Annotated in this window: 20 protein-coding genes; 12 read left to right on the top strand and 8 right to left on the bottom strand. The window is 58.7% G+C overall.

What is annotated here, in order from left to right; genetic code table 11:
* Positions 1-30: 30 nt before the first annotated feature.
* From AC2FH0_RS13200 to AC2FH0_RS13190, 3 genes are all read left to right on the top strand, one after another.
* Positions 31-2,163: a malate synthase G gene (locus AC2FH0_RS13200; protein ID WP_496789535.1), complete on the top strand. Its 2,133-nt coding sequence runs from the start codon at positions 31-33 to the stop codon at positions 2,161-2,163.
* 25 nt (positions 2,164-2,188) lie between these two features.
* Positions 2,189-2,614, top strand: coding sequence for a GlcG/HbpS family heme-binding protein (locus AC2FH0_RS13195; protein ID WP_271950308.1), 426 nt, complete (start codon positions 2,189-2,191; stop codon positions 2,612-2,614).
* A gap of 220 nt (positions 2,615-2,834) precedes the next feature.
* The gene (locus AC2FH0_RS13190) at positions 2,835-3,614 is read left to right on the top strand and encodes a gamma-glutamyl-gamma-aminobutyrate hydrolase family protein (protein ID WP_496701703.1); all 780 of its coding nucleotides are present in this window, start codon (positions 2,835-2,837) and stop codon (positions 3,612-3,614) included.
* Positions 3,615-3,656: 42 nt separating this feature from the next.
* Here AC2FH0_RS13190 and AC2FH0_RS13185 read toward each other — a convergent pair whose 3' ends face one another.
* Entirely contained in the window at positions 3,657-5,897 is a 2,241-nt protein-coding gene (locus AC2FH0_RS13185; RefSeq protein WP_496789534.1) for a xanthine dehydrogenase family protein molybdopterin-binding subunit, read from the bottom strand.
* Between the two features lie 3 nt (positions 5,898-5,900).
* The gene (locus tag AC2FH0_RS13180; RefSeq protein WP_496690871.1) at positions 5,901-6,365 is read right to left on the bottom strand and encodes a (2Fe-2S)-binding protein; all 465 of its coding nucleotides are present in this window, start codon (positions 6,363-6,365) and stop codon (positions 5,901-5,903) included.
* A 102-nt stretch (positions 6,366-6,467) separates the two neighbouring features.
* Between AC2FH0_RS13180 and AC2FH0_RS13175 the strand changes: the two genes are divergently transcribed.
* Entirely contained in the window at positions 6,468-7,046 is a 579-nt protein-coding gene (locus AC2FH0_RS13175; protein WP_142634953.1) for a TetR/AcrR family transcriptional regulator, read from the top strand.
* Here AC2FH0_RS13175 and kynU read toward each other — a convergent pair.
* The gene (kynU, locus tag AC2FH0_RS13170) at positions 7,039-8,232 is read right to left on the bottom strand and encodes a kynureninase (RefSeq protein ID WP_496789532.1); all 1,194 of its coding nucleotides are present in this window, start codon (positions 8,230-8,232) and stop codon (positions 7,039-7,041) included. The two genes, AC2FH0_RS13175 and kynU, sit on opposite strands and share 8 nt — an antisense overlap.
* 183 nt (positions 8,233-8,415) lie before the next feature.
* On the opposite strand from kynU, the gene AC2FH0_RS13165 reads away from it, so the two are divergent.
* The 7 genes from AC2FH0_RS13165 (at position 8,416) to AC2FH0_RS13135 (ending at position 16,335) form a co-directional block, all read left to right on the top strand.
* Positions 8,416-8,868, top strand: a complete 453-nt coding sequence (locus tag AC2FH0_RS13165; protein ID WP_496789530.1) for a methyltransferase family protein — start codon at positions 8,416-8,418, stop codon at positions 8,866-8,868.
* Between the two features lie 128 nt (positions 8,869-8,996).
* The gene (locus AC2FH0_RS13160) at positions 8,997-10,568 is read left to right on the top strand and encodes a Re/Si-specific NAD(P)(+) transhydrogenase subunit alpha (RefSeq protein WP_496708795.1); all 1,572 of its coding nucleotides are present in this window, start codon (positions 8,997-8,999) and stop codon (positions 10,566-10,568) included.
* 13 nt (positions 10,569-10,581) lie between these two features.
* Positions 10,582-12,036 carry an NAD(P)(+) transhydrogenase (Re/Si-specific) subunit beta gene (locus AC2FH0_RS13155; RefSeq protein WP_496690868.1) on the top strand — a complete coding sequence of 485 codons (1,455 nt, stop codon included), beginning with the start codon at positions 10,582-10,584 and terminating at the stop codon, positions 12,034-12,036.
* Between the two features lie 160 nt (positions 12,037-12,196).
* The gene (locus AC2FH0_RS13150) at positions 12,197-12,553 is read left to right on the top strand and encodes a VOC family protein (RefSeq protein ID WP_496689734.1); all 357 of its coding nucleotides are present in this window, start codon (positions 12,197-12,199) and stop codon (positions 12,551-12,553) included.
* A 108-nt stretch (positions 12,554-12,661) separates the two neighbouring features.
* Positions 12,662-13,939 (top strand): DUF3422 family protein, encoded by a 1,278-nt coding sequence (locus AC2FH0_RS13145; protein WP_142634941.1) that lies wholly within the window; start codon positions 12,662-12,664, stop codon positions 13,937-13,939.
* A 68-nt stretch (positions 13,940-14,007) separates the two neighbouring features.
* Positions 14,008-15,156 carry an MFS transporter gene (locus AC2FH0_RS13140; RefSeq protein WP_496789528.1) on the top strand — a complete coding sequence of 383 codons (1,149 nt, stop codon included), beginning with the start codon at positions 14,008-14,010 and terminating at the stop codon, positions 15,154-15,156.
* Between the two features lie 15 nt (positions 15,157-15,171).
* Complete coding sequence (locus tag AC2FH0_RS13135; RefSeq protein WP_281972795.1) at positions 15,172-16,335, top strand: M20 aminoacylase family protein; 1,164 nt, start codon at positions 15,172-15,174, stop codon at positions 16,333-16,335.
* A gap of 28 nt (positions 16,336-16,363) precedes the next feature.
* Here the strand turns inward: AC2FH0_RS13135 and AC2FH0_RS13130 are convergent, their stop codons facing one another.
* Both AC2FH0_RS13130 and moaA read right to left on the bottom strand, forming a co-directional pair.
* Positions 16,364-17,674: a 3-deoxy-D-manno-octulosonic acid transferase gene (locus AC2FH0_RS13130; protein ID WP_496789526.1), complete on the bottom strand. Its 1,311-nt coding sequence runs from the start codon at positions 17,672-17,674 to the stop codon at positions 16,364-16,366.
* 1 nt (position 17,675) lies between these two features.
* On the bottom strand, positions 17,676-18,683 hold the full coding sequence (gene moaA, locus AC2FH0_RS13125; RefSeq protein WP_496694854.1) for a GTP 3',8-cyclase MoaA: 1,008 nt from the start codon (positions 18,681-18,683) through the stop codon (positions 17,676-17,678).
* Between the two features lie 90 nt (positions 18,684-18,773).
* Here moaA and AC2FH0_RS13120 point away from each other — a divergent pair, with 90 nt between their 5' ends.
* Positions 18,774-19,190 carry a hypothetical protein gene (locus AC2FH0_RS13120; RefSeq protein ID WP_496690863.1) on the top strand — a complete coding sequence of 139 codons (417 nt, stop codon included), beginning with the start codon at positions 18,774-18,776 and terminating at the stop codon, positions 19,188-19,190.
* Here the strand turns inward: AC2FH0_RS13120 and AC2FH0_RS13115 are convergent.
* Genes AC2FH0_RS13115 through glmS form a run of 3 tightly spaced genes read right to left on the bottom strand, consistent with a single transcriptional unit; the run spans position 19,178 to position 22,233 of the window.
* A complete protein-coding gene (locus AC2FH0_RS13115; protein ID WP_496789525.1) occupies positions 19,178-19,867 on the bottom strand; it encodes a DNA alkylation repair protein in 690 nt (229 codons plus the stop codon). The genes AC2FH0_RS13120 and AC2FH0_RS13115 overlap by 13 nt on opposite strands.
* Positions 19,864-20,409 carry a pyridoxamine 5'-phosphate oxidase family protein gene (locus AC2FH0_RS13110; protein ID WP_496702129.1) on the bottom strand — a complete coding sequence of 182 codons (546 nt, stop codon included), beginning with the start codon at positions 20,407-20,409 and terminating at the stop codon, positions 19,864-19,866. The genes AC2FH0_RS13115 and AC2FH0_RS13110 overlap by 4 nt, the downstream gene beginning before the upstream one ends.
* Positions 20,410-20,412: 3 nt before the next feature.
* A complete protein-coding gene (gene glmS, locus AC2FH0_RS13105; protein WP_281994883.1) occupies positions 20,413-22,233 on the bottom strand; it encodes a glutamine--fructose-6-phosphate transaminase (isomerizing) in 1,821 nt (606 codons plus the stop codon).

The raw sequence follows: 22,233 nt of genomic DNA, 5'->3' as shown, positions 1-22,233 counted from the left end.
TACAACGGCGTACATACGAGGGAATGTGGCATGAGCAGCAGACAGATGCGGAGCGGACTCAAGGTCGACGGGATTCTGACCGAATTCATAGAAGGGCATGCTCTGTCTGGAACAGGGGTTGCGGCTGACACCTTCTGGAACGGGCTTGCGCAAATGGTTCACGAGTTGGGCCCAAAGAACCGTACACTTTTGGCAAAGCGGGCCGATATCCAGGGGCGCGTCGATGCCTGGCATCTGGAAAACAATGGCCAGCCGCATAATGCTGCCGCCTATCAGGATTTCCTGCGCGAGATCGGCTATTTGGTGGCTGAAGGCGGGGATTTTCAGATCGAAACCGACAATGTCGATCCCGAGATCGCGTTGATTCCCGGTCCTCAGCTGGTGGTTCCTATTACCAATGCGCGTTTTGCACTGAACGCTGCGAATGCGCGCTGGGGCAGCTTGTATGACGCGCTTTATGGCACCGACGCGATGGGCGATCTTCCCGTCGGTGGTGGTTATGATGATGCGCGCGGAGCACGCGTGATTGCTTGGGCCAAAGCGTTTCTGGACGATGCCGCCCCGCTGGCCAGCGGATCGTGGGCTGAAATGTCAGAACTGCGCGTTGAAAATGGGGTTCTGGTGCCCGCGCTGGCAGATCCAGCGCAGTTTGTGGGTTTTGGCGGTGCCGCTGAAAACCCGGACTTTGTTCTGCTGAAGAACAACGGTCTGCATGTCAAAGTCGTGATTGACGCTTCCAGCACCATTGGCGCCACCGACCCGGCCGGTATTGCTGACGTGCATCTTGAATCGGCGCTGTCGACGATCATGGACTGCGAAGATTCAGTCGCCTGTGTGGATGCCGAGGACAAGGTGGTTGCCTATGGCAACTGGCTGGGCCTGATGAAGGGTGATCTGACCGAAGAGGTCAGCAAAGGCGGCACGACTTTTACACGCAAACTGGCCGATGACCTGACTTTTACCGCGGCGGACGGTGGCGCTGGTGTTCTTAAGGGCCGGTCGCTGATGCTGGTCCGCAATGTGGGGCACCTGATGACCAACCCCGCCGTTCTGGATGCCGAAGGGCGCGAGATCGGCGAAGGTCTGATGGACGCGCTGTGTACCACTCTGATTGCGATGCACGACCTGCAGCGCGATGGCGGCAACTCGGTCACTGGTTCGGTCTACGTGGTAAAGCCTAAGATGCACGGACCTGAAGAGGTTGCCTTTGCCGTCGAAATTTTCGATATGGTTGAGGACATCCTCGGCCTGCCGCGGAATACCGTAAAGCTCGGTATTATGGATGAAGAGCGCCGCACCTCGGCGAACCTCAAGGAATGTATCCGCGCCGCCAAATCGCGCGTGGCCTTCATCAACACCGGCTTTCTGGACCGGACCGGGGATGAAATCCACACTTCGATGGAGGCAGGACCAATGCTGCCCAAGGGCGACATCAAGAACACGCCGTGGATTGCGTCTTATGAAGATCGCAATGTTGATATCGGTCTGGCATGTGGCTTGAAGGGCAAGGCACAGATTGGCAAAGGCATGTGGGCGATGCCCGACCGTATGGGAGACATGCTGGACGCCAAGATCGGTCACCCGAAATCGGGCGCAACTTGCGCCTGGGTGCCGTCGCCGACTGCCGCGACACTGCACGCAACACATTATCATAAGGTCAACGTCCTAGAGCGCCAGGACGAATTGGCTGCCGGTGGCGCACGTGGAACGCTGGATGATCTGCTGGCTTTGCCTTTGCTGGGCGGCCGAAACCTCAGCGATGATGAGATTGCGCGTGAGATCGAAAACAACGCGCAAGGCATCCTGGGCTATGTGGTTCGCTGGGTCGATCAAGGCGTTGGCTGTTCGAAAGTGCCGGACCTCAATGATGTTGGCCTGATGGAAGACCGTGCTACCTGCCGGATTTCGTCTCAGGCCTTGGCCAACTGGCTGCATCATGGCACTGTCGATGAGGCGCAAGTCATGGCCGCGATGCGGAAAATGGCCGTAGTGGTCGATCGGCAGAATGATAGCGATCCGGCGTATCGCCCAATGGCTCCCGGTTTCGACGGCATCGCCTTCCAAGCGGCCTGTGATCTGGTTTTCAAAGGCCGTGTTCAGCCCTCGGGTTATACTGAACCTGTCTTGCACGCCCGCCGTCTGGAGATGAAAGCCAGCCTTTAACCCAACAGAAATGACTGGATCGAATATGGTAATTTCTTTGCGCAAAGCCCGTACCCTTATCCGCAAAGCCCTTGAAAAAGGGCGCGAGTTGGGGCTGAAACCCCTCTCGGTCATCGTTCTTGATGCTGGTGGCCACGTCATCGCGTTTGAGCGTGAAGACGGTGCTGCCCCTGGTCGTTTTGCGATTGCGCAGGGCAAGGCCTATGGCTCGGTCATGCTGGGGATGGCGGGCACAGCCCAGATGCAACGCGCCGAGGCGCAGGCCTATTTCATGGCCGCCGTAAACGGTGTTTATGGCGGTCAGGTCGTGCCGGTTCCGGGCGGTGTTCTGCTGCGTGACCGAAAAGGTGCCGTAATCGGCGCAGTCGGTGTGACCGGCGACACGTCGGATAACGACGCCATCGCTGCCATGGCCGGGATCGAAGCGGCCGGGCTGACTGGCGAAGTTTGACCTTTGGTGAACTCGGAGAGCTGGCAAAGGCTCTCCGATCTTTACGAGGCACAAGCGGCGCGCAAAGCGAATAGGGCCTATTCGGCGGTGGTCCGATCAGGCCCCTTGTTGTGCAGGGGTGAACAGAGACTTGCGCTGACACACAGGCTATGTGCTATTGCGCGCCTGTGACCCTGTCGATACCTTTCCCGGAACGTGCGGAAAGAACTAGGAAAGAATAATGGCTCGACCTGTCGTCGGTATCATCGGCAATTCATATTTGATGAACGATCAATATCCGACTCATGCTGGCGGCACGATGAACTCGGACGCGGTGGCCAATGTCTCGGGTTGCTTGCCGATGCTGATCCCTGCCGACCCGCGGTATGTCTGTGTCGAGGAACTGCTTGAGGTCTGTGATGGTTTCCTGCTGACAGGGGGGCGTCCCAATGTTCACCCCGAGGAATATGGCGAACCCGCAACCGAAGCGCACGGTGATTTCGACCGGGCTCGCGATGCGATCACGTTACCCTTGGTGCGGGCCTGTGTCGAAAGAGGGCAGCCCTTTTTCGGCATCTGCCGCGGCTTTCAGGAGGTCAACGTGGCCATGGGCGGAACACTTTATCCAGAAATCCGGAATTTGCCGGGGCGAATGAACCACCGGATGCCACCCGACGGCACGTTGGAAGAAAAATTTGCCCTGCGCCATGTGGTCAGCCTGACCGAGGGGGGCGTGTTTCATCGGTTGATGGGCGCTGCCGAGGTGATGACCAACACGCTGCACGGGCAGGGGATCAAAACGGTTGGACATCGCATTGTGATTGACGGCGCTGCACAAGACGGCACGCCCGAGGCGATTTATGTGCAGGACGCGCCCGGTTTCACCCTGTCGGTGCAATGGCACCCGGAATGGGACGCGGTCAATGACCCTGTCTCGCGGCCGCTTTTTGAGGCGTTTGGCGATGCGGCACGCGACTGGTCCGCAGGAGTGCGATCGGGATTGGTTAAACAAACCGCCTGAGTCCCTCCGCCGGCCCTGATTGAAGGGACCGGCGCTCTGCTATCAAACCAGCAGATTGAATTGATTGATCAACGGCAAGCTGCGGGCGCGCTTGCCGGTAAGGTCGAACAGGGCGTTGCCAAGCGCTGGCATCGACGGAGGCGTTCCCGGCTCGCCCACACCACCCAGATGGCGGTTGGTTTCCAGAATACGAACCTCGGTCACCGGGGCGTTATGCATTCGCAGCGCGTCATAGTCGGGGAAGTTAAATTGCTCGACCTCACCGTTGGCGAAGGTGATCTCACCCATCACGGCTGCTGACAGGCCATAGATCATGCCACTGAACATCTGCGCTTCGACCGTTCCCGGATCCAAAGCAAGACCCACATCGCAGGCAATCCACGCCTTTGCGATGCGAATGGTGCCGTCCTCATCGACCACCTCGATCACCTGCGCTACCGGGGTGCCAAAGCTGTAGGTCATTGCTACGCCACGACCAACACCGGCAGGCGTTTCACCCGTCCAACCTGACATTTCCTTGACGGCTTGCAGGACAGCTGCCGACGGCGCGTGCTCGGTTTGGGCCAGCTCAAGACGGAACTCCAGCGGGTCGCGACCGGCAGCCAGGGCCAGCTCGTCCATGAATGTCTCGTGGAAGAACCCGTTATGGCTATTGCCGACCGAGCGCCAGAACCCGACAGGTACATCCAGATCGGCGATGTGGCCGCTGACGCGGTAGTTCGGCACGGCATAGGGTTGGTTAAAAAGACCTTCGACCAGGACCTTGTCGGGGCCAGCGCCGGGCAAGCCCGATATGCGTTCCACGGCCTGTTGCGTGCAGGATTGCGATGCAACTCTGGCGTCGATCAAAACCGCCTTGCCGTCTTTGACTGCGCCACGCATCCGCGCCAGTGCACCGGGCCGGTAGAAGTCATGGCGCATGTCCTCCTCGCGGCTCCAGGTGGTCTGGACCGGAGTATTGGGCATGGCCATGGCAACTTTGGTTGCGATTTCGATGAAATCCAGTTCTCCGCGACGACCAAATCCGCCCCCAAGATAGGTGGTGTGAATCTCGACCGCTTCTTTATCCAGATTCGCCGTGTTTGCAGCGCGGGTCAGAAGGAAGGTCGGCGCCTGGTTGCCACACCACAGCTCGAGGTTGGAACCAGTGAACAGCGCGGTGGCGTTCATGGGCTCCATCGTGGAATGCGCCAGATAGGGTACCTGATATTCAGCGGTAATTTCGGTGGCCCCTTCGGGCAAGGTTTCAACATCGCCATCGTCGCGCATTGTCGAATTTGGCGAGTCGTCAAACGCCTCGGCAATTTTTGCGAATATACCGTCAGTATCCGGCGGGTAGGGGGCGTCGGCCCAATCGACGTCTATTGCCTCAACCGCTTGAATGGCCAGCCAGGTGTTATTGGCAATAACGGCCACGCCGTTGCCCAGATCGACCACCTTTTCCACGCCGGGCATGGATTCCGCAGCGCTGGCGTCAAAGCCGTTCATCGCACCGCCCAGTTTCGGGTTCATCCGGACCGAGGCGAATTTCAGACCTTCGGGGCGCACGTCAATGCCAAACTCGGCCGTGCCCGTGGATTTGCCGACCACATCGACACGCGGCAGGTTCTGTCCCAGCAAACGCCAGTCTGAGGGATCGCGCAGCTCGACCTGCATGGGTTCGATCTGCCCGGCGGCCTCAGCCAGTTCGGTATAGGGAATGCGCGTCCCGTCCGGCGCGATCACGGCGCCGTTTTCGGTCTTCAACTGGTCACGCTCCACGCCCAGACGATCAGCCGCTGCTTGTTTCAGCGTTTCTCGGGCTGTTGCCCCGGCTTCCCGCATGCGTTCGAACCCATCGCGCATCGAGGTCGAGCCGCCTGTGACCTGCAGACTGACAACCTTGCCCAGAACGCCCAGCGACTGTGCCAGATTGTGCTGGAAATTCGAGATGTCATATCCCTTGTTCGGCAGGCTCTCACCCAAAATGGCCGAGTTGTAATAGGCGGCTGCCGCAGGCCCGTGAAGGACCCGGATATCGTCCAATTCGACGTCCAGTTCTTCGGCAATTAGGGCTGCCCAAGTGGTCATTACGCCCTGTCCCATCTCGGCACGTGGCGCGAACAGGGTAACGCCCTGCTGATCAATCAGGATGAACGGGCTAAGCGCGGTTTCCCCATCGCCCGGCTTCAGCGGGTTGGCTGCCGGGCGGCTGACATAATAGGCGCCAAACGCGACGCCGCCAACAATGGCGGCTGAGCCGATAAGAAACGTGCGGCGAAGAATTTTTCCTACGGAAGCCATCGCTTATGCCTCCTTCAGTCTTGAGGCTGCGTCATGGATCGCGGCACGGATACGGGGATAGGTGCCGCAGCGGCACAGATTGCCCTGCATCGCATCGTCTATGTCCTGATCCGTGGGGCTGGGGTTCTCGGCCAATAGCGCGGCGGCTTGCATGACCTGACCCGATTGGCAATAACCGCATTGCGCAACCTGATGGTCAACCCAGGCCTGCTGTATCTTGGCCATCGCATCCGGGCTGCCCAGACCTTCGATTGTGGTGACGTCACCCCAGACATCGGACAAGGCAACCTGGCAAGAGCGCACGGCTTCTCCGTCTATATGAACGGTACAGGCGCCGCATGCCGCAACCCCGCAGCCAAACTTGGTGCCGGTCAGTCCGATCTCGTCGCGCAGAACCCATAAAAGGGGGACATCCTCGGGTAGATCGACCTCATATGACGTCCCATTTATCTTTAAGCTGGCCGTCATGGCTGCGTCTCCCTCTTGGCATTTAGTGACGTTCTGACATAAATGGGTGTGAGTGTCAGAGTGTCAACTGACAAATTGAGTGAAAAGTGTCAAAAGGTTCAGATGAGAGATTTCGTGCTAGACGCAAAGTGCCTTGCCATACTCGATTCGGCGCGTAAGGCATTCGCGGCTTACGGCTTTAAAAAGACGTCGATGGATGAAATCGCAAAGGGCGTGGGGATCTCGCGCCCGGCATTGTATCTGTATTTCGACAACAAAGAGGCGATCCTGCGCAGACTCACCGAGTTGCACTATGAGGAGAAGATCGAAGCCGTTGCGAAAGCCCTGCAGGCAGACGGCTCGGTTTCGCAGATCATCGGCCAGGCAATCCACGTGCAGACCGATGGTATGGCTCAGATCATGTCCTCTCCACACGGGATGGAACTGTTAGATGCAGGAAAGTCGCTGGCCTCGGATATCATCACGCAGGGCGAGGCCCGGCTGCAATCTTTATATACCGGGTGGCTACAGAAAGAAGCGTCGAATGATCGTGCCCGTTTGTTTGATGGCGCAAGAGAAACTGCGGAGACCATTGCCTCTGCGCTGCGGGGAAACAAAATCAGCGCGACGGATTTTCAAGAATTCGACCGGATGAACTCGAACCTTGCCGCCATGATTGGTGCAGCGTTGGAAATCAGGTAACCCGCTGTCTGACTTTGTATTCCGGTGCGTCCCATAACCGGTTGGTCATGATGTCGGCCAGAATGTCCACCGCGCCTTTTACATCCTGCTCATCGATATAAAGCGGGGTGAACCCAAAGCGCATGATGTCCGGGGCGCGGAAATCACCGATCACGCCGCGCGCGATCAAGGCCTGCATTGCGGCATAGCCATCGGCGAAACGGAATGAGACCTGACTGCCACGCTGCGCAGGGTCGCGGGGGCTGGCCAGTTTCAGGTTAGGGCAGGTGGCCTCGACGCCCGAAATAAACAGCTCGGTCAGTTCGATTGACTTGGCGCGCACGTCTTTGATGTTGGCCATGTCCCAGATGTCCATCGCCGCAGACAGCGCGGTCATCTGGATGATCGGAGGTGTGCCGACACGCATCCGCTCGATACCCTGTCCGGGGCGGTAATCTAGGTCGAACGTGAACGGGGCTTCATGGCCCAGCCACCCGGATAATGCAGGGCGCACGCGATCCGCATGGCGGGGCGCCACATAGATGAACGCCGGCGCGCCAGGGCCTCCGTTCAGATACTTATAGCTGCAGCCAACGGCAAAATCCGCATTGCAGCTGGACAACTCAACCGGGATCGCCCCTGCGGAATGGGCCAAATCCCAAACGGTTATTGTGCCGTTCGCATGGGCCTGTTCCGTCAGCGCCTTCATGTCATGGATCCGGCCAGACCGGTAATCGACCTCGGTCAGCATCAGAACCGCGACGTCTTTGGTGATGTTTTCGGAAACTTCCTCGGGTGCGACCACCCGTAATTCGTATTCCGATCCGAGTGAACGCAGCAGGCCGTCGACCATATAAAGGTCCGAAGGGAAATTGCCGTTATCAGACAGCACAACCTTGCGGTCGGGGCAAAGCTCCAGCGCCGAGGCAACAGCCTGATAGACCTTGATCGACAGGGTATCGCCGGTCACGATGGTACCCGGTTCCGCCCCGATCAACCGCCCGATACGGTCGCCAAGCCCGGTCGGAAGCCCCATCCACCCGGCCTTGTTCCAACCGGTGATCAGCATTTGACCCCATTCGTGTGTCATCATTCCACTCACCCGCTCGGCGGCAGCACGTGGCAATGGGCCAAGCGAGTTGCCGTCCAGATAAATGGTTCCATTCGGCAGATCGAACATGGCTTTGGTTGCAGCGAAATCAGTCATGGAGGTCCTGTGCAGAATTCTGACAAATGTCTGACTAAAGGGCTATCTGATCAGTTCTGCCGTGTCTACGCGTTCGGCCGAAAATGCACAGATGCGACCAACTGTGGTTTTGCTTTCGTGGATGCAAAGCGGTACATACCCCGACAAATGCGACATCCATACCGCAGGATCAGAGGAACAAGCATGAAGCGCAAACTCGACATTCCGCCCGCTTGGTTGGTGGCCTTTGCTGTTCTCGCCTGGCTGCAGGCGACCTATGCGTCCTTCGGTCTGTCGCTGGCCAGCGGGTTTACCGACCTGCTCAGCGGCCTTCTGATCGGGGGCGGCGTCGTTCTTGTCGTGCTGGCGATTGCCGAGTTTCGTCGGCATCGAACGACCGTCCTGCCGCATGAAACTCCATCGAGTCTGGTTCAAACAGGTATCTTCAAGCGCAGCCGCAATCCGATCTACGTTGGCGATGTACTTATTCTGGCCGGCATGATTCTGCGTTTCGACGCGGTGCTGTCCTTGGTGTTGTTGCCTGTTTTTGTCTGGATTTTGGAACGCAGGTTTATTGTGCCGGAAGAAAGCCGTATGCGCCGTGCCTTTCGCACGGATTTCGCCAGATATGAAAGGCAAACCCGCCGCTGGATCTGAGGTGGACGGGATTTTACACGACGTAACAATGCTGCGCTTGCGAAATAATCTTGCGCAGGTAAAACTGGTTCTTCAGATAGAATGCCAACTATCCTTGCGAACTGACCGAAAATTAGGGGGACGCGCCGTTGAAGATTGGAACGCCAAAGGAAACATTTGACGGTGAGAACCGGGTCGCGATGACTCCGGATTCAGCCCGTCAACTGCAAAAGCTCGGGTATGAGTGCCTGATCGAGAAAGGGGCCGGCGCTGCGGCCGGGTTCTCGGACTCCACATATAAAGAGGCGGGTGTCGAGGTTATCGGAACCGCGGCGGCGCTGTGGAAAGCCGCCGACATCGTCGCCAAGGTACGTCAGCCAAATGAAACCGAGCTGAAGCGTCTTGCCAAGGGCAAGACATTGATCTCGTTCTTCAACCCCGCAGGGAATGAAAAGGGCATGGAGGCCGCCAAGTCCAAGGGCGCCAACGTGATCGCCATGGAAATGGTGCCGCGTATCAGTCGTGCCCAGAAGATGGACGCTCTGTCGTCGATGGCCAACATAGCGGGCTACCGCGCGGTGATCGAAGCGGGTAACAACTTTGGCCGGTTCTTCACCGGTCAGGTGACGGCTGCTGGTAAAGTACCGCCTGCCAAGGTTCTGATCGTAGGTGCCGGCGTGGCCGGTCTGGCCGCCATTGGCACCTCGACCTCTCTGGGTGCGATCACCTATGCGTTCGACGTACGCCCCGAAGTGGCGGAGCAGGTTGAATCCATGGGCGCCGAATTCGTCTATCTGGACTTCGAAGAAGACCAGCAGGACGGCGCGGCAACCGGCGGTTACGCGAGTGTTCAGTCCGATGAATTCCGCGAGGCACAGCTGGCCAAGTTCCGCGAGCTTGCTCCGGAAATGGACATCGTGATCACCACCGCGTTGATCCCCAACCGCGAAGCGCCCGAGCTTTGGACCAAGGACATGGTCCAAGCGATGAAACCGGGTTCGGTGATCGTGGACCTTGCGGCGGAAAAAGGCGGCAACTGCAAGCTGACCGTTGCTGACGAGAAGATCGTGACCGATAATGGCGTGACCATCATCGGCTATACCGATTTCCCAAGCCGGATGGCGGCACAGTCTTCGTCGCTTTACGCAACCAACATCCGTCACATGATGACAGACCTGACGCCTGAAAAGGACGGTCAGATCAACCATGACATGGAAGACGACGTGATCCGCGGCGCAACCGTGACGCATGCAGGTGAAATCACCTTCCCGCCACCGCCGCCGAAAGTTCAGGCGATTGCCGCTCAGAAAAAGCCTGAGGTCAGGGAGCTGACCCCGGAGGAGAAAAAGGCGCAGGAAGTTGCGGCCTTCAAGGCGCAAACCAAACAGCAGTTCACCTTGCTGGGTATCGGCGGTGCGCTAATGCTGTTGATCGGTCTGATTGCTCCGGCCAGCTTCATGCAGCACTTCATCGTCTTTGTGCTGGCGATCTTCGTGGGATTCCAGGTGATCTGGGGCGTCGCGCACAGCCTGCACACGCCTCTGATGGCGATTACCAACGCGATCTCGTCGATCATCATCGTTGGCGCAGTGATGCAGATCGGATCCGGGTCGTTCCTGGTTATTCTGCTGGCGGCTCTGTCCGTATTCATGGCCGGGATCAACATCTTCGGTGGCTTCCTCGTAACTCGGCGCATGCTTGCCATGTTCCAGAAATCTTAAGGAGGCCGGGCACATGGATTATGGCTTCACCACTGCCGCCTACGTTGTTGCGGCTGTTCTGTTCATCCTCTCGCTTGGCGGCCTTTCGAACCAGGAAAGCGCCAAGCGCGCTGTCTGGTATGGCATCGTCGGTATGGCGCTGGCGGTTTTCGCTACGCTGGTCGGCCCCGGTTCGGGCTTGTGGCTGCTGTCACTGCTGCTGATCATAGGTGGTGGTCTGATCGGTCAATATGTGGCGCAGCGCGTCCAGATGACCGAGATGCCACAGCTTGTGGCTGCGATGCATTCGCTGGTTGGTTTGGCGGCTGTGTTCGTGGGTTTCAACGCGCATTTTGAAATCAAGAATGTCGCCGAAGTTTTTGCGGTTGTTGATGCCGCCAAAGACGTCGACCTGTCCGACCTGGGCGCGTTTGCCAAGCTGATCGCCAAGAAGACAGCGGCAGAGCTGGCAATCCTGCACGTGGAACTGTTCCTGGGCATCTTCATCGGCGCGATCACCTTTACCGGTTCGGTCGTGGCTTATGGCAAGCTGGCTGGCAAGGTCACATCGACGGCAACCAAACTGCCCGGTGGTCACGCGCTGAATGCGTCTGCGGCGGGGCTCTCGCTGATCTGTCTGGTTTGGTACACGTCCACGGGCGGATTCCTGCCCCTGTTCCTGATGACGCTGGCCGCCTTGTTTATTGGTTATCACCTGATTATGGGCATCGGCGGTGCCGACATGCCGGTGGTTGTGTCGATGCTGAACAGCTATTCAGGCTGGGCGGCTGCGGCCATCGGCTTTTCGCTGGGCAACGACCTGCTGATCGTGGTCGGTGCGTTGGTGGGCTCGTCCGGTGCGATCCTCTCCTACATCATGTGTAAGGCGATGAACCGGCACTTTGTCAGTGTGATCTTGGGTGGCTTTGGTGGTCCGCAAGGTGAGCAGATGGCTGTCGAAGGCGAGCAGATTGCAATTGAGGCCGACGGTGTTGCCGCAGCCCTGAATGACGCCGACAGCGTGGTGATCATTCCGGGCTATGGCATGGCCGTGGCGCAGGCACAGCAATCGGTGTCCGAACTGGTTCGCAAGCTGCGGGCGCAGGGCAAGAATGTGCGCTTTGCGATCCACCCGGTTGCCGGTCGTTTGCCGGGCCACATGAACGTTCTGCTGGCCGAGGCCAAGGTGCCGTATGACATCGTTCTGGAAATGGACGAGATCAACGAGGACTTCCCGGAAACGGATGTTGCCATCGTCATCGGTTCGAACGACATCGTGAACCCTGCAGCACAGGAAGACCCCAACAGCCCGATCGCCGGTATGCCGGTTCTGGAATGCTGGAAGGCCAAGCAGGTGTTCGTGTCCAAACGTGGTCAGGGTACGGGGTATTCGGGTATCGAAAACCCGCTGTTCTTCAAAGAGAACACCCGCATGTTCTATGGCGACGCGAAACAGTCGCTGGACAAGCTGCTGCCAATGATCGATTGATCTAAAGCCTTAACCAAAATGCAAAGGGCGCCTTCGGGCGCCCTTTTCTTGTTTGTCATGTTGGGGGCTTTGCCTCCAAGCCCCCAAGATTTTTTTGGCCAGATGAGGCGGGCGGAATGTGGTATCCTTGGGCTATTATAGAGAGACTAGGAGGTGCCCCATGGAAAAGGTCAACGGCATAGGTGGCATGTTTTTTCGCGCCAGAGATCCGGAAGCGTTGCGGGATTGGTACGAGACCCATCTTGGCGTTCATCATTACGATCCCGTCCCCTGGAAACAGCGCGAAGGCTATACGGTCTTTGCCCCGTTTGCGCAGGACACCGATTATTTTGGCCGCGCCGAGCAGCAGTGGATGATCAATTTTCGGGTTGACGATCTGTCTGCCATGACGACCCAGTTGCAAGCCGCAGGCATTGCCGTCGAGACCAATCCGGAATGGGATAGCGAGGTTGGAAAATTCGCACGTATTCACGACCCTGAGGGCAACCCAATCGAACTGTGGCAGCCAAATCAATGACATAAGGGGTTTGTATACCGTAGTATCCATGTAAGTTATTGAAATAAAAAGATAATTGATGTATTTTTGAACTGTCGTATAGTGCGCCGGACAACGCCGGAGCATTCAATGACGCCGATCGACGATCATCCACTGCGCTATTCGCTGGCCAACGAGCTGCATGCGCGCCCGTTTCCCGTGGCCTCGACGCCATGCACCGTTGCGTTTTTGGCCATCAAGAAACCCGTGGCGGCGGTTGCGCGGGACCGGAGCGAAGACATTGCCCATCTGGTCAATCTTCTGGACCGTCACGGTGCGCAGCACCCGCAGCCGGACGCGACGCATTACGCGGGTCAGATCGGGCGTCACTGGCTCAAGTGGGAGCAGCACACGGAATTTGTGACCTATACGGCGATCACCCGGAATGTCAGTGACCGGGCCTTCAACCCCGCTGATTTTGAGGCTTTCCCACCTGATTGGCTGATGGCCAGCCCGGGCCAGAGGATAACCTCGGCCATGGTTCGGGTGACTGAAAGACCAGATGATGAGGCGGTAAAAGCCGCGCTGGCCGAATGGTTCGAACCCGAAAGCCTTGCGGTTGCGCGCGTGCTGGATGATGCTGCGATTTGTGCCAGTGACTTTCGGATTGATCCGGCTGGGCATATGCGGTTCGCGCTCTTCGTGACCAAGGGAACAGGACAGCGCCGAACCGGACGCATCATCCAGCGCCTGTGCGAGATCGAAACCTACAAGGCCATGTCCATGTTGGGCTTTGCTCGCATCAAGCAACTGATGCCGAAAATCGGAGAGCTGGATGGAAAGCTGACCCGGCTTATGGGGCAGATGACAGATAACTCGGCGCATCCTGACGAACTACTGCCGGATCTGCTGTCTACATCCATCGAATTGGAAACGCTTTCTGCCCGATGCGCATTTCGCTTTGGGGCTACCGGGGCCTATGAAGCCATCGTGAACCAACGGATCGAAGTTTTGCGCGAGGAAAGGTTCGAGGGCCGTCAGTCCTTTGCCGATTTCATGATGCGCAGGTATGAGCCCGCAATTCGGACAGTGAAAGCCACGGAAAGTCGGCTGCAGACCTTGTCCGACCGGGCGATCCGGGGGGGTGAGTTGCTGCGGACCCGGGTAGATGTGGAACGCAGCGCCCAGAATCAGGCCTTGCTGGAAAGTATGGACCGCCGTGCTGATCTGGCCCTGAGGTTGCAGCACACAGTCGAGGGGCTTTCCGTGGTGGCGATTAGCTATTATGCGGTCTCACTGGCCAGCTATCTGTTGTACCCGTTGACCGCCACCGGGATCAGCAAGGGGATGCTGACCGCGGCGGCAACCTTGCCGGTTGTCCTGTGTGTCTGGCTGGGTATCAGGCATATACGAAAGCGGTTGGCCTGATCCGCGTTTGCTAAACCTTCCCTAGGCTGTAGAACTGACAGGGGCGGGCGCGGAGCAAAGGAAAATACGTGATCGGAATTATGGCCGCTTGGCGGGCCGTGGCGGCCATGTTCATTTTGAACGGCGCTTTGTTCGGGATCTGGGCCTCGCGTATTCCCGCAGTCAGGGATCACCTGGACCTGTCGCACGAAGCGCTTGGCTACGGCTTGCTGTTCATGGCGGCTGGGGCTGTGTGTTCGTTCCCGGTTACCGGACGTCTGACAGATCGGTTCGGGGCTGTGGTGATCACACGGATCATCGCCATTCTTTATACCGCATCCCTTATCTTGCTGGCCTTTGCCGGAAGCTTTTGGGCGCTGGCGTTTTTCCTGTTCGTATTCGGGGCCTTCCACGGCTCGATGGATGTGGCGATGAACGCCTGGGCCGCCGAGGTTGAGCGCGCCTATGACAGGCCCGTCATGTCGTCGTTCCACGCCATGTGGAGCTTGGGGGCGGGTTTGGGCGCGTTGAGCGGATTTGGCGCGGTGCAAGCGGACCTGACGGTGATGCAGCACTTTTTGCTGGCCGGTGGCCTCGTGGTTGGGCTGACATTGGCCCTGTCCCGGGTGCAGTGGAATTCGCGCCGTGTTGCGCCCTCGGGCGGGGCGGTTTTTGCCCTCCCGTCGGGTGGGTTGATACTTGTCGGGTTCTTTGCCCTGTGCGGGGCGTTGGGTGAAGGGGCCGTCGCAGATTGGAGCGCGATCTTCCTGCGGGATGTGACCGGTGCGCCCGAAAGTGTCGCGGCGCTGGGATTTGCGGTGTTTTCGGTCACGATGGTCGCCTTCCGTCTTGCAGGCGGCGTCGTGATCGCGCGGTTCGGACCAACCGCAACGGCCCGTTTCGGAGGGGTATGCGCCGCCTTGGGGGTGCTGGCTGTGGTCTCGGCCGATGGCCCCGGGATTGCTCTGGTTGGGTTTGGACTGATGGGGCTTGGATATGCAGTGATCATGCCGGTTGCGTTCAGCAGGGCGGCAAATGATCCGCATGTCCCGCCTGGTCAAGCCATCGCCAGCGTGGCCACATTAGGGTATGGCGGGTTGTTGATTGGCCCGCCCCTTATTGGGTTTCTGGCAGAGATGCTTACATTGCGTGTTGCATTCATGGCCTTGCTGCCGCTGGCTGTTGTCATTGTCCTGTTGTCAGGCGCGTTGCGTCCCGGTGACAGCGACGAACGATGATTTTGGGAGATACACATGCCGATCAAAAACCGGTTCGCAGAACTGCAGAGTGAAATCACGGAATGGCGGCGTGATATCCACCAAAATCCAGAGATCCTGTTTGAAACCCATCGCACCAGTGCGCTGGTGGCGGAAAAGCTGAAAGAGTTCGGTTGCGATGAGGTGGTCACCGGAATTGGCCGAACGGGCGTGGTGGGTATGATCAAGGGCAAGGCGGACACGGGCGGCAAGGTTATCGGTTTGCGTGCCGATATGGATGCGCTGCCGATCCATGAGGCGACCGGATTGGACTATGCCTCGAATACCGATGGGGCGATGCACGCCTGCGGCCATGATGGTCATACTGCGATGTTGTTGGGGGCGGCGAAATACCTTTCGGAAACACGGAATTTTGACGGGACAGTGGTGGTCATTTTCCAACCTGCCGAAGAAGGTGGCGGCGGTGGTCGTGAGATGTGTGAAGACGGGATGATGGATCGCTGGGGCATTCAGGAAGTATACGGAATGCATAACTGGCCCGGCCGTCCGGTGGGCAGTTTCGCCATCCGTCCTGGCGCATTTTTCGCAGCTACTGATCAGTTCGACATCGTTTTTGAAGGCAAAGGCGGCCACGCAGCCAAGCCGCATGAAACCGTGGATACAACGGTGATGGCGGCGCAGGCGGTTCTGGCGCTCCAGACCATCGCGGCGCGAAACGCTGACCCGGTGGATCAGGTGGTTGTTTCGGTGACCTCGTTCGAAACCTCTTCAACCGCATTCAACGTGATCCCTCAGACTGTAAAGCTGCGCGGTACGGTCCGTACAATGAGCCGGGACATGCGAGACATGGCTGAAAAGCGCGTGACCGAGATCTGCACCGGAGTGGCCGCCACATTCGGAGGAGCTGTTGAGGTGACCTATTACCGGGGATATCCGGTAATGGTGAACAGCGATGATCAAACCGATTTCGCAGCCCAGGTGGCGCGGTCTGTCTCGGGCGATTGTGACCAGGCTCCGCTGATCATGGGCGGCGAGGATTTCGCCTTTATGCTCGAAGAACGCCCCGGCGCTTATATTCTGGTGGGCAATGGGGACACCGCTGCAGTGCATCACCCTGAATACAACTTCAATGATGAGGCCATCCCTGCAGGATGCAGTTGGTGGGCCGAAATCGTTGAACAAAGGATGCCAGCGGCGTGATCCCAAGGGGCAGGCAGATGCTCTGTCCCTAAACGCCGGTGGTCTTCAGATTTAGCCGGTCGCACAGGGTCTCGACAATGGAATCGAGCGCGGATTTCTGCGTGTTGACGCAGGATTTTGCGGCATCGCGCGCAGTATCCAGCGCGTCCTGATCGCTGAGCCAGGTCGTGACCGCGTCTGCCAGGGCCTGCGCCGAGTTCACCTCAACCGCGCCGCCGGCCTCGATGAGCGGCGCAAAGGTTTCGGCAAAGTTGAAGTATCCGGGACCGGTTATTACTGCCGCCCCGGCCTGAGCGGGTTCGAACGGGTTATGTCCGCCGATCTCATGCAGCGAACCGCCCAGAAATACGATCGGGCAAAGCGCGTACCACGTGCCAGTCTCGCCCAGTGTGTCGGCAACATAGACCTGTGTTTCGGTGTCGATACGCCCTTCGGATGTTCGGAATACGGCAGTTTGAACAGCCTGTTTCAACAGCGCAGCCACATCCTGCCTGCGTTCGGGGTGGCGCGGGATCAACAGCAGCAGAAGGTTGGGCCAGCGCTCCAACAATTTCGCATGGGCGGCCAGAACAATCTCTTCTTCTCCGGCATGGGTCGAGCTGGCGATCCACACAGGACGCCCTGCAATCTGGGTCTGAATATCTTCCAACACAAAATTATCGACCGGAAGCGGATCGGACATCGCTTTGAGGTTGGTTCCCGGTTGCACGCGGTCCGCCACAGCCCCCATGTCCACCAGATTAGCGGCGGTTTTGCCATTCTGGGTCAGGAACAGGCTGAAATTGTCCAAAATGAATCGTGCGGTTTGCGGCCGTTTTTTCCAACCTTCGACGGATTTCTCTGACAGGCGGGCATTCAACAGGGCCAGAGGGATTCCCCGTCCAGCCGCGTCAACGATCAGGCGTGGCCAGATTTCGCTTTCGACAAATACTCCGGCTTCGGGGCGCCAGTGATCCAGAAATCGCCGGACCGGCCCTGCGGTGTCCAGCGGCGGATACTGGTGTCGCGTACGGGGTGGCATCCGTTTTTCGATCAGCGCCGCCGAAGTTGGGGTGCCCGAGGTCACCAGGAACTGGGCATCCGGCAGGCGTTCACCCAGCCGTTTGATCAGGCTGATGACCGACAGGGTTTCCCCCACACTTGCAGCGTGGAACCAGATCAATCGGCCCTTGGGGCGTGGTAGGCTGGCATGGCCGAGCCTTTCATGCTGACGAATTGTCGGGACATCTGCCGTCAGGAGTTTCTTGCGCACGGTGCGCCAAGCCAAAGGTGCAGCAACGGCGGTCAGGCTGCAATACAAACGGTAAAGCAGCGTCGGCTGGCCAGAGGGGGCGGTCATGTCAGCCGCCCGTATGGCTCATGTGGCGGCTCATCTTGCCGTCGACCGCCTGGCGGGAATAGTCGAAGTCGTGACCTTTGGGCTTAAGATTTATCGCCGCGCGGACGGCCTGTTCCAGCGGCACCTCGGTATCGAGATGATCTCGCAGGGGGGCACGCAGATCGGCCATGTCCTCTTGCCCCAGACACATATACAGCTCACCCGTACAGGTCAGGCGGACGCGATTGCAGCTTTCGCAGAAATTATGCGACAGCGGTGTGATAAAGCCGATCTTCTGGCCCGTTTCTTCAAGCCGCGCATATCGCGCGGGTCCACCAGTGCGTTCTGCCAGATCGGACACGGTATAGTGGCTTTCGTATTCCTTGCGGACATCCTTGAGCGACCAGTACTGATCCAGACGGTTCTCGTTCCCTATATCGCCCATCGGCATTACCTCGATCCAGGTCAGATCCATGTCGCGCTCAGCGCACCATTGGGTGATTGTTGGAAGTTCGGCCTCGTTGAACCCCTTCAGGGCCACAGCGTTGATCTTGACCCGCAGGCCAGCCTTTTGGGCAGTATCAATTCCGTTCAGAACCTGTTTCAACCGGCCCCAACGGGTGATCTGGCTGAATTTCTCATCATCCAACGTGTCCAGCGACACATTCACCCGGCGCACGCCCGCCGCATAGAGATCGTCAGCAAAGCGGTGCAGTTGCGAGCCATTGGTTGTCAGCGTCAGCTCTTTCAACGCGCCGCTGTCCAGATGCCGGGTCATGGCATTGAAGAATGACATGATGTTTCGGCGGACCAGCGGCTCGCCCCCGGTGATGCGCAGCTTTTCCACGCCCATCTTCACGAAGGTCGTGCACATACGGTCCAGCTCTTCCAGCGTCAGCAGGTCCTTTTTCGGCAGGAACTTCATGTCTTCGGACATGCAGTAAACACAGCGAAAATCACAGCGATCCGTAACGGAGACGCGGAGATAGGTGATGGCACGTGCGAACGGGTCGATAAGCGGAGCTGTCATGCGTCATACGTAAAGCGGCGACTGGCCTGCGACAAGCCTGAACTGTGCTTTGTGCTGGCACAGTCCTGTGAGGGGGGCTAAGTTCAGGCCATGAAATACGCTCTGCTGACCATTTGTATCCTTGTTGCGGGCTGTGACACTGTCCGCTCGACAACTGATCGGGTTTTCGGTCGCGACAAACCTGCGGCTGAACCAGAGGTTGCCGCGGAAGCAGACGTCACCGAATCCGTTCGGGTCCCCGCAACCGCCGCAGGTTGGGTTGGCGCCAAGACCACCATTGCCAGCTTAGGTGACCCGACAACGCCGGGACGCTGGATGGAAACGCCTTTGGTCGAGACAGAGTTCACGGGTCGCGTTGTCGTGCCCAGAACAGGGGCGCAGGCCTATATCACGCTGGTCCCGGCCCGTGGGCCCCAAGGCAGTGGAAGCAGGCTGTCGCTGGATGCGATGCGGGCGCTGCTTTTGCCTTATGACGAACTTGTCGAGCTGGAAGTTTATTCCAACTGACCTTTCAGATATTTGCCAGCTTCACGCCGAGCAAAGGGCTTCATGGCCGCACTATGGTCGCGCAGAAAGTTAACCACTCGGTCCGCGTCATGTTTCGACAACTCACGCAGCCACCAGGCAACGGCTTTCTGGATGAACCAGTCACGGTCGGGCACATAGCCCGCTGCCCAGCCAAGAATACGGTCGCGCCGGTTCAGGTCTTCTGGCTTAGGGTGGTTCTGCTTGGTCCAGGGCAGGGTGGCGACCAGCGCGGCGCGCCGTGTCCACATATGGTCTGACGCTGTCCAGCTTTCGACCTGATCCAACCGCGCCGGGTCCGCAGACAAGCGTTTCTGCATCGCCATACAGGCGTGATCTGCCACCGCCCAGGCGTCGAAATCCGGCAACCAGCTTTGCAGCAGGTCCCAAGCAGCCTCATCGGGGCGGATACGGGCTTGGGTCAGCAACTTGGCTGCGGCAAGACGGCCCTCGTGGATATCGGTCTGCCAGAGGGCGTCAGCCAGATCCACCCGCGCAGCAACGTCCAGTTCCTGTCGCCATAGTTTGGTCAGGTCGTTCAGAACCGGATTTGCAACGCCCAGATAGAGGCGTTCGACCTTGTGATAAGCCGCCATCTGCACGGCGCGCTCGGGGTCGGCATGGGCCCGGATCTGGTCAAGATAGGTGACGGGCGTCATTGGTCCGCAGCGCGTGTTGGCTTGCCGTCGATCGTCTGATGGTTCCGCTCAACCCAATAATCGCGGATATCGTCATCGGACTTACCGTCGACCCATTTCTGCATCGTGTCCCGTTCGGACTGGTATTCCATGAACGGTACGGCATACCCGCAAGAGGTCTGAACCATGTCAATCGCAATGTCATAGATCTGGCGGGCGCTGCGGTGGTCGGGAAACAGCCCGGCCAACGCGTCCCAGCCCTCGTCCCCGGCATGCAATGTACGCGCGGTGCCATAGGTCCTCAGGATCAGCGGGCGTGTGGTGAAGGAACACCACATGAGGGTCATGCGATTGACCTCAAGCAAATGCCCGGCGGTTTCATTGCCACTGCCGGTCAGGTTCATCCAGACAATCCGATTGGGCCCCAGTACCCGCAGCGAGTCCATCCCTTTGGGAGAGATATTGACCCGTCCTTCAGGTCCGGCGGTGCCGACGAAGAACAGATGCTGATCCTCGATAAACTTGCGATGGGCGTCATCCAGCGCCGGAAATTGCTTGGACATGCGTCACTCCACCGTTACGGATTTCGCCAGATTGCGCGGCTGGTCCACATCCGTGCCCTTGGCCACCGCCGTATGATAGGCCAGCAGCTGAGCGGGCACCGAATAGAGGATCGGCGCAAGGCTGGGGTGCACATGCGGCATGCGGATCGTGCTCCAGACCCCGTCTTCGGCCTCGGCGATGCCGTCATCATCGGACACCAGGATGACTTTACCCTTGCGTGCCATGACCTCTTGCATATTCGACACGGTTTTGTCGAACACCGTGTCTCGCGGGGCCAGAACCACCACGGGCATGTGTTTGTCAATCAGGGCAATGGGGCCGTGCTTTAGCTCACCCGAAGCATAACCTTCGGCATGGATATAGCTGATTTCCTTGAGTTTCAGCGCCCCTTCCATCGCCAGCGGGTACATCAGGCCGCGTCCCAGAAACAGAACATCGCGCGCCTCGGACAAGCGCTGGGCGGATTTCCTGATGGCCCGGTTCTGATCCAACGCGGTGTTCAGCACCGAAGGCAGCCCGCGCAATGCGGCGGCGTGATCGGCAAGTTCCTCGTCGCTCAACGTGCCACGGTCCGCGGCAGCCTTGAGCGCCAGCATCAGCAACACGCTCAGCTGACAGGTGAAGGCTTTGGTCGAGGCGACGCCTATCTCGACCCCGGCATGGATCGGCAGGGCGATGTCACTTTCACGTGCGATCGAGCTTTCTGGAACATTGACGACTGAGACGACCTTGTCCGCTTTGCCGTCGCAATACCGCAGGGCGGCCAGCGTATCGGCGGTTTCACCCGATTGGCTGACAAACAGCGCCATAGTGCGTTCCGGGATCGGAGGTTCACGATAGCGAAATTCGCTGGCGATATCGACTTCGACCGGTATTCTGGCAAGTTGCTCGAACCAGTATTTGGCGGTCAAACAGGCGTAGAAAGCAGTCCCGCAAGCGACCATCGTCAGACGGTCCAGCTTGGTGAAATCCAGATCCCCCGGCAGAACGACCTGATCCCCGGCAGAGGGCAGGTAGGACCGGATCGCCTCGGCAACCACAATCGGCTGTTCCGCGATTTCCTTGGCCATGAAATGCTTGTGCCCGGCCTTGTCGGCGCGGCTGTGATCCACTTTGATCTTGCGGGTTTCGCGATTGGCAAGCTCACCTGCCTCGTTGCGGATTTCCAGCGATGTGCGGGTCAGAACCGCACGGTCACCTTCTTCCAGATAGGTGATGCGATCCGTCAGCGGCGCTAGCGCGATGGCGTCCGAGCCGACAAACATCTCTCCGTCCCCGTGCCCGATTGCCAGTGGCGAGCCTTTGCGCGCGGCCACGATCAGGTCATCTTCGCCGTCAAACAGAAAGGCCAGGGCAAATGCGCCGACCAGCCGGTCGATGGTTTTATAGGCGGCTTCAACCGGGGGCAGCCCTGATTTGAGGTAATGTTCAGCCATCAGGGCGACGGTTTCCGTATCGGTTTCGGTTTCGAACCCGATCCCGTGTTCCGCCAGCTCTGTCCGCAGCTCCCGATAGTTTTCAACGATGCCGTTGTGAACAACGGCAACCGGCCCGGCCCGGTGGGGATGCGCATTCGAAACTGTCGGCGCGCCATGGGTGGCCCAGCGGGTATGGCCGATACCGGATTTACCCGGAAGCGGGTCATGCACCAGCAGGTCGCTGAGGTTTACCAGCTTGCCTACAGCCCGACGCCGACCCAGGGATCCGCCATTGACCGTAGCAATGCCTGCACTGTCATACCCCCTGTATTCCAGCCGTTTTAGGGCCTCGACCAGGATAGGGGCAGCTTCGTGCTTGCCCAATACGCCTACAATCCCACACAT

It is taken from the genome of Ruegeria sp. CDSC051, from assembly GCF_059610665.1.
Note: the sequence above shows the minus strand (reverse complement) of the source record. Positions and strands in the feature narration are given on the sequence as shown.

Bases quoted from the DNA above. Each gene is read 5' to 3' on its own strand.
- AC2FH0_RS13155 (WP_496690868.1), top strand. From the start codon at position 10,582: ATGGATTATGGCTTCACCACTGCCGCCTACGTTGTTGCGGCTGTTCTG.
- moaA (WP_496694854.1), bottom strand. From the start codon at position 18,683: ATGACAGCTCCGCTTATCGACCCGTTCGCACGTGCCATCACCTATCTC.
- AC2FH0_RS13180 (WP_496690871.1), bottom strand. From the start codon at position 6,365: ATGACGGCCAGCTTAAAGATAAATGGGACGTCATATGAGGTCGATCTA.
- AC2FH0_RS13165 (WP_496789530.1), top strand. From the start codon at position 8,416: ATGAAGCGCAAACTCGACATTCCGCCCGCTTGGTTGGTGGCCTTTGCT.
- AC2FH0_RS13195 (WP_271950308.1), top strand. From the start codon at position 2,189: ATGGTAATTTCTTTGCGCAAAGCCCGTACCCTTATCCGCAAAGCCCTT.
- AC2FH0_RS13190 (WP_496701703.1), top strand. From the start codon at position 2,835: ATGGCTCGACCTGTCGTCGGTATCATCGGCAATTCATATTTGATGAAC.
- AC2FH0_RS13150 (WP_496689734.1), top strand. From the start codon at position 12,197: ATGGAAAAGGTCAACGGCATAGGTGGCATGTTTTTTCGCGCCAGAGAT.
- glmS (WP_281994883.1), bottom strand. From the start codon at position 22,233: ATGTGTGGGATTGTAGGCGTATTGGGCAAGCACGAAGCTGCCCCTATC.
- AC2FH0_RS13110 (WP_496702129.1), bottom strand. From the start codon at position 20,409: ATGTCCAAGCAATTTCCGGCGCTGGATGACGCCCATCGCAAGTTTATC.
- AC2FH0_RS13115 (WP_496789525.1), bottom strand. From the start codon at position 19,867: ATGACGCCCGTCACCTATCTTGACCAGATCCGGGCCCATGCCGACCCC.
- AC2FH0_RS13145 (WP_142634941.1), top strand. From the start codon at position 12,662: ATGACGCCGATCGACGATCATCCACTGCGCTATTCGCTGGCCAACGAG.
- kynU (WP_496789532.1), bottom strand. From the start codon at position 8,232: ATGACTGATTTCGCTGCAACCAAAGCCATGTTCGATCTGCCGAATGGA.
- AC2FH0_RS13130 (WP_496789526.1), bottom strand. From the start codon at position 17,674: ATGACCGCCCCCTCTGGCCAGCCGACGCTGCTTTACCGTTTGTATTGC.
- AC2FH0_RS13200 (WP_496789535.1), top strand. From the start codon at position 31: ATGAGCAGCAGACAGATGCGGAGCGGACTCAAGGTCGACGGGATTCTG.
- AC2FH0_RS13175 (WP_142634953.1), top strand. From the start codon at position 6,468: ATGAGAGATTTCGTGCTAGACGCAAAGTGCCTTGCCATACTCGATTCG.
- AC2FH0_RS13135 (WP_281972795.1), top strand. From the start codon at position 15,172: ATGCCGATCAAAAACCGGTTCGCAGAACTGCAGAGTGAAATCACGGAA.
- AC2FH0_RS13120 (WP_496690863.1), top strand. From the start codon at position 18,774: ATGAAATACGCTCTGCTGACCATTTGTATCCTTGTTGCGGGCTGTGAC.
- AC2FH0_RS13185 (WP_496789534.1), bottom strand. From the start codon at position 5,897: ATGGCTTCCGTAGGAAAAATTCTTCGCCGCACGTTTCTTATCGGCTCA.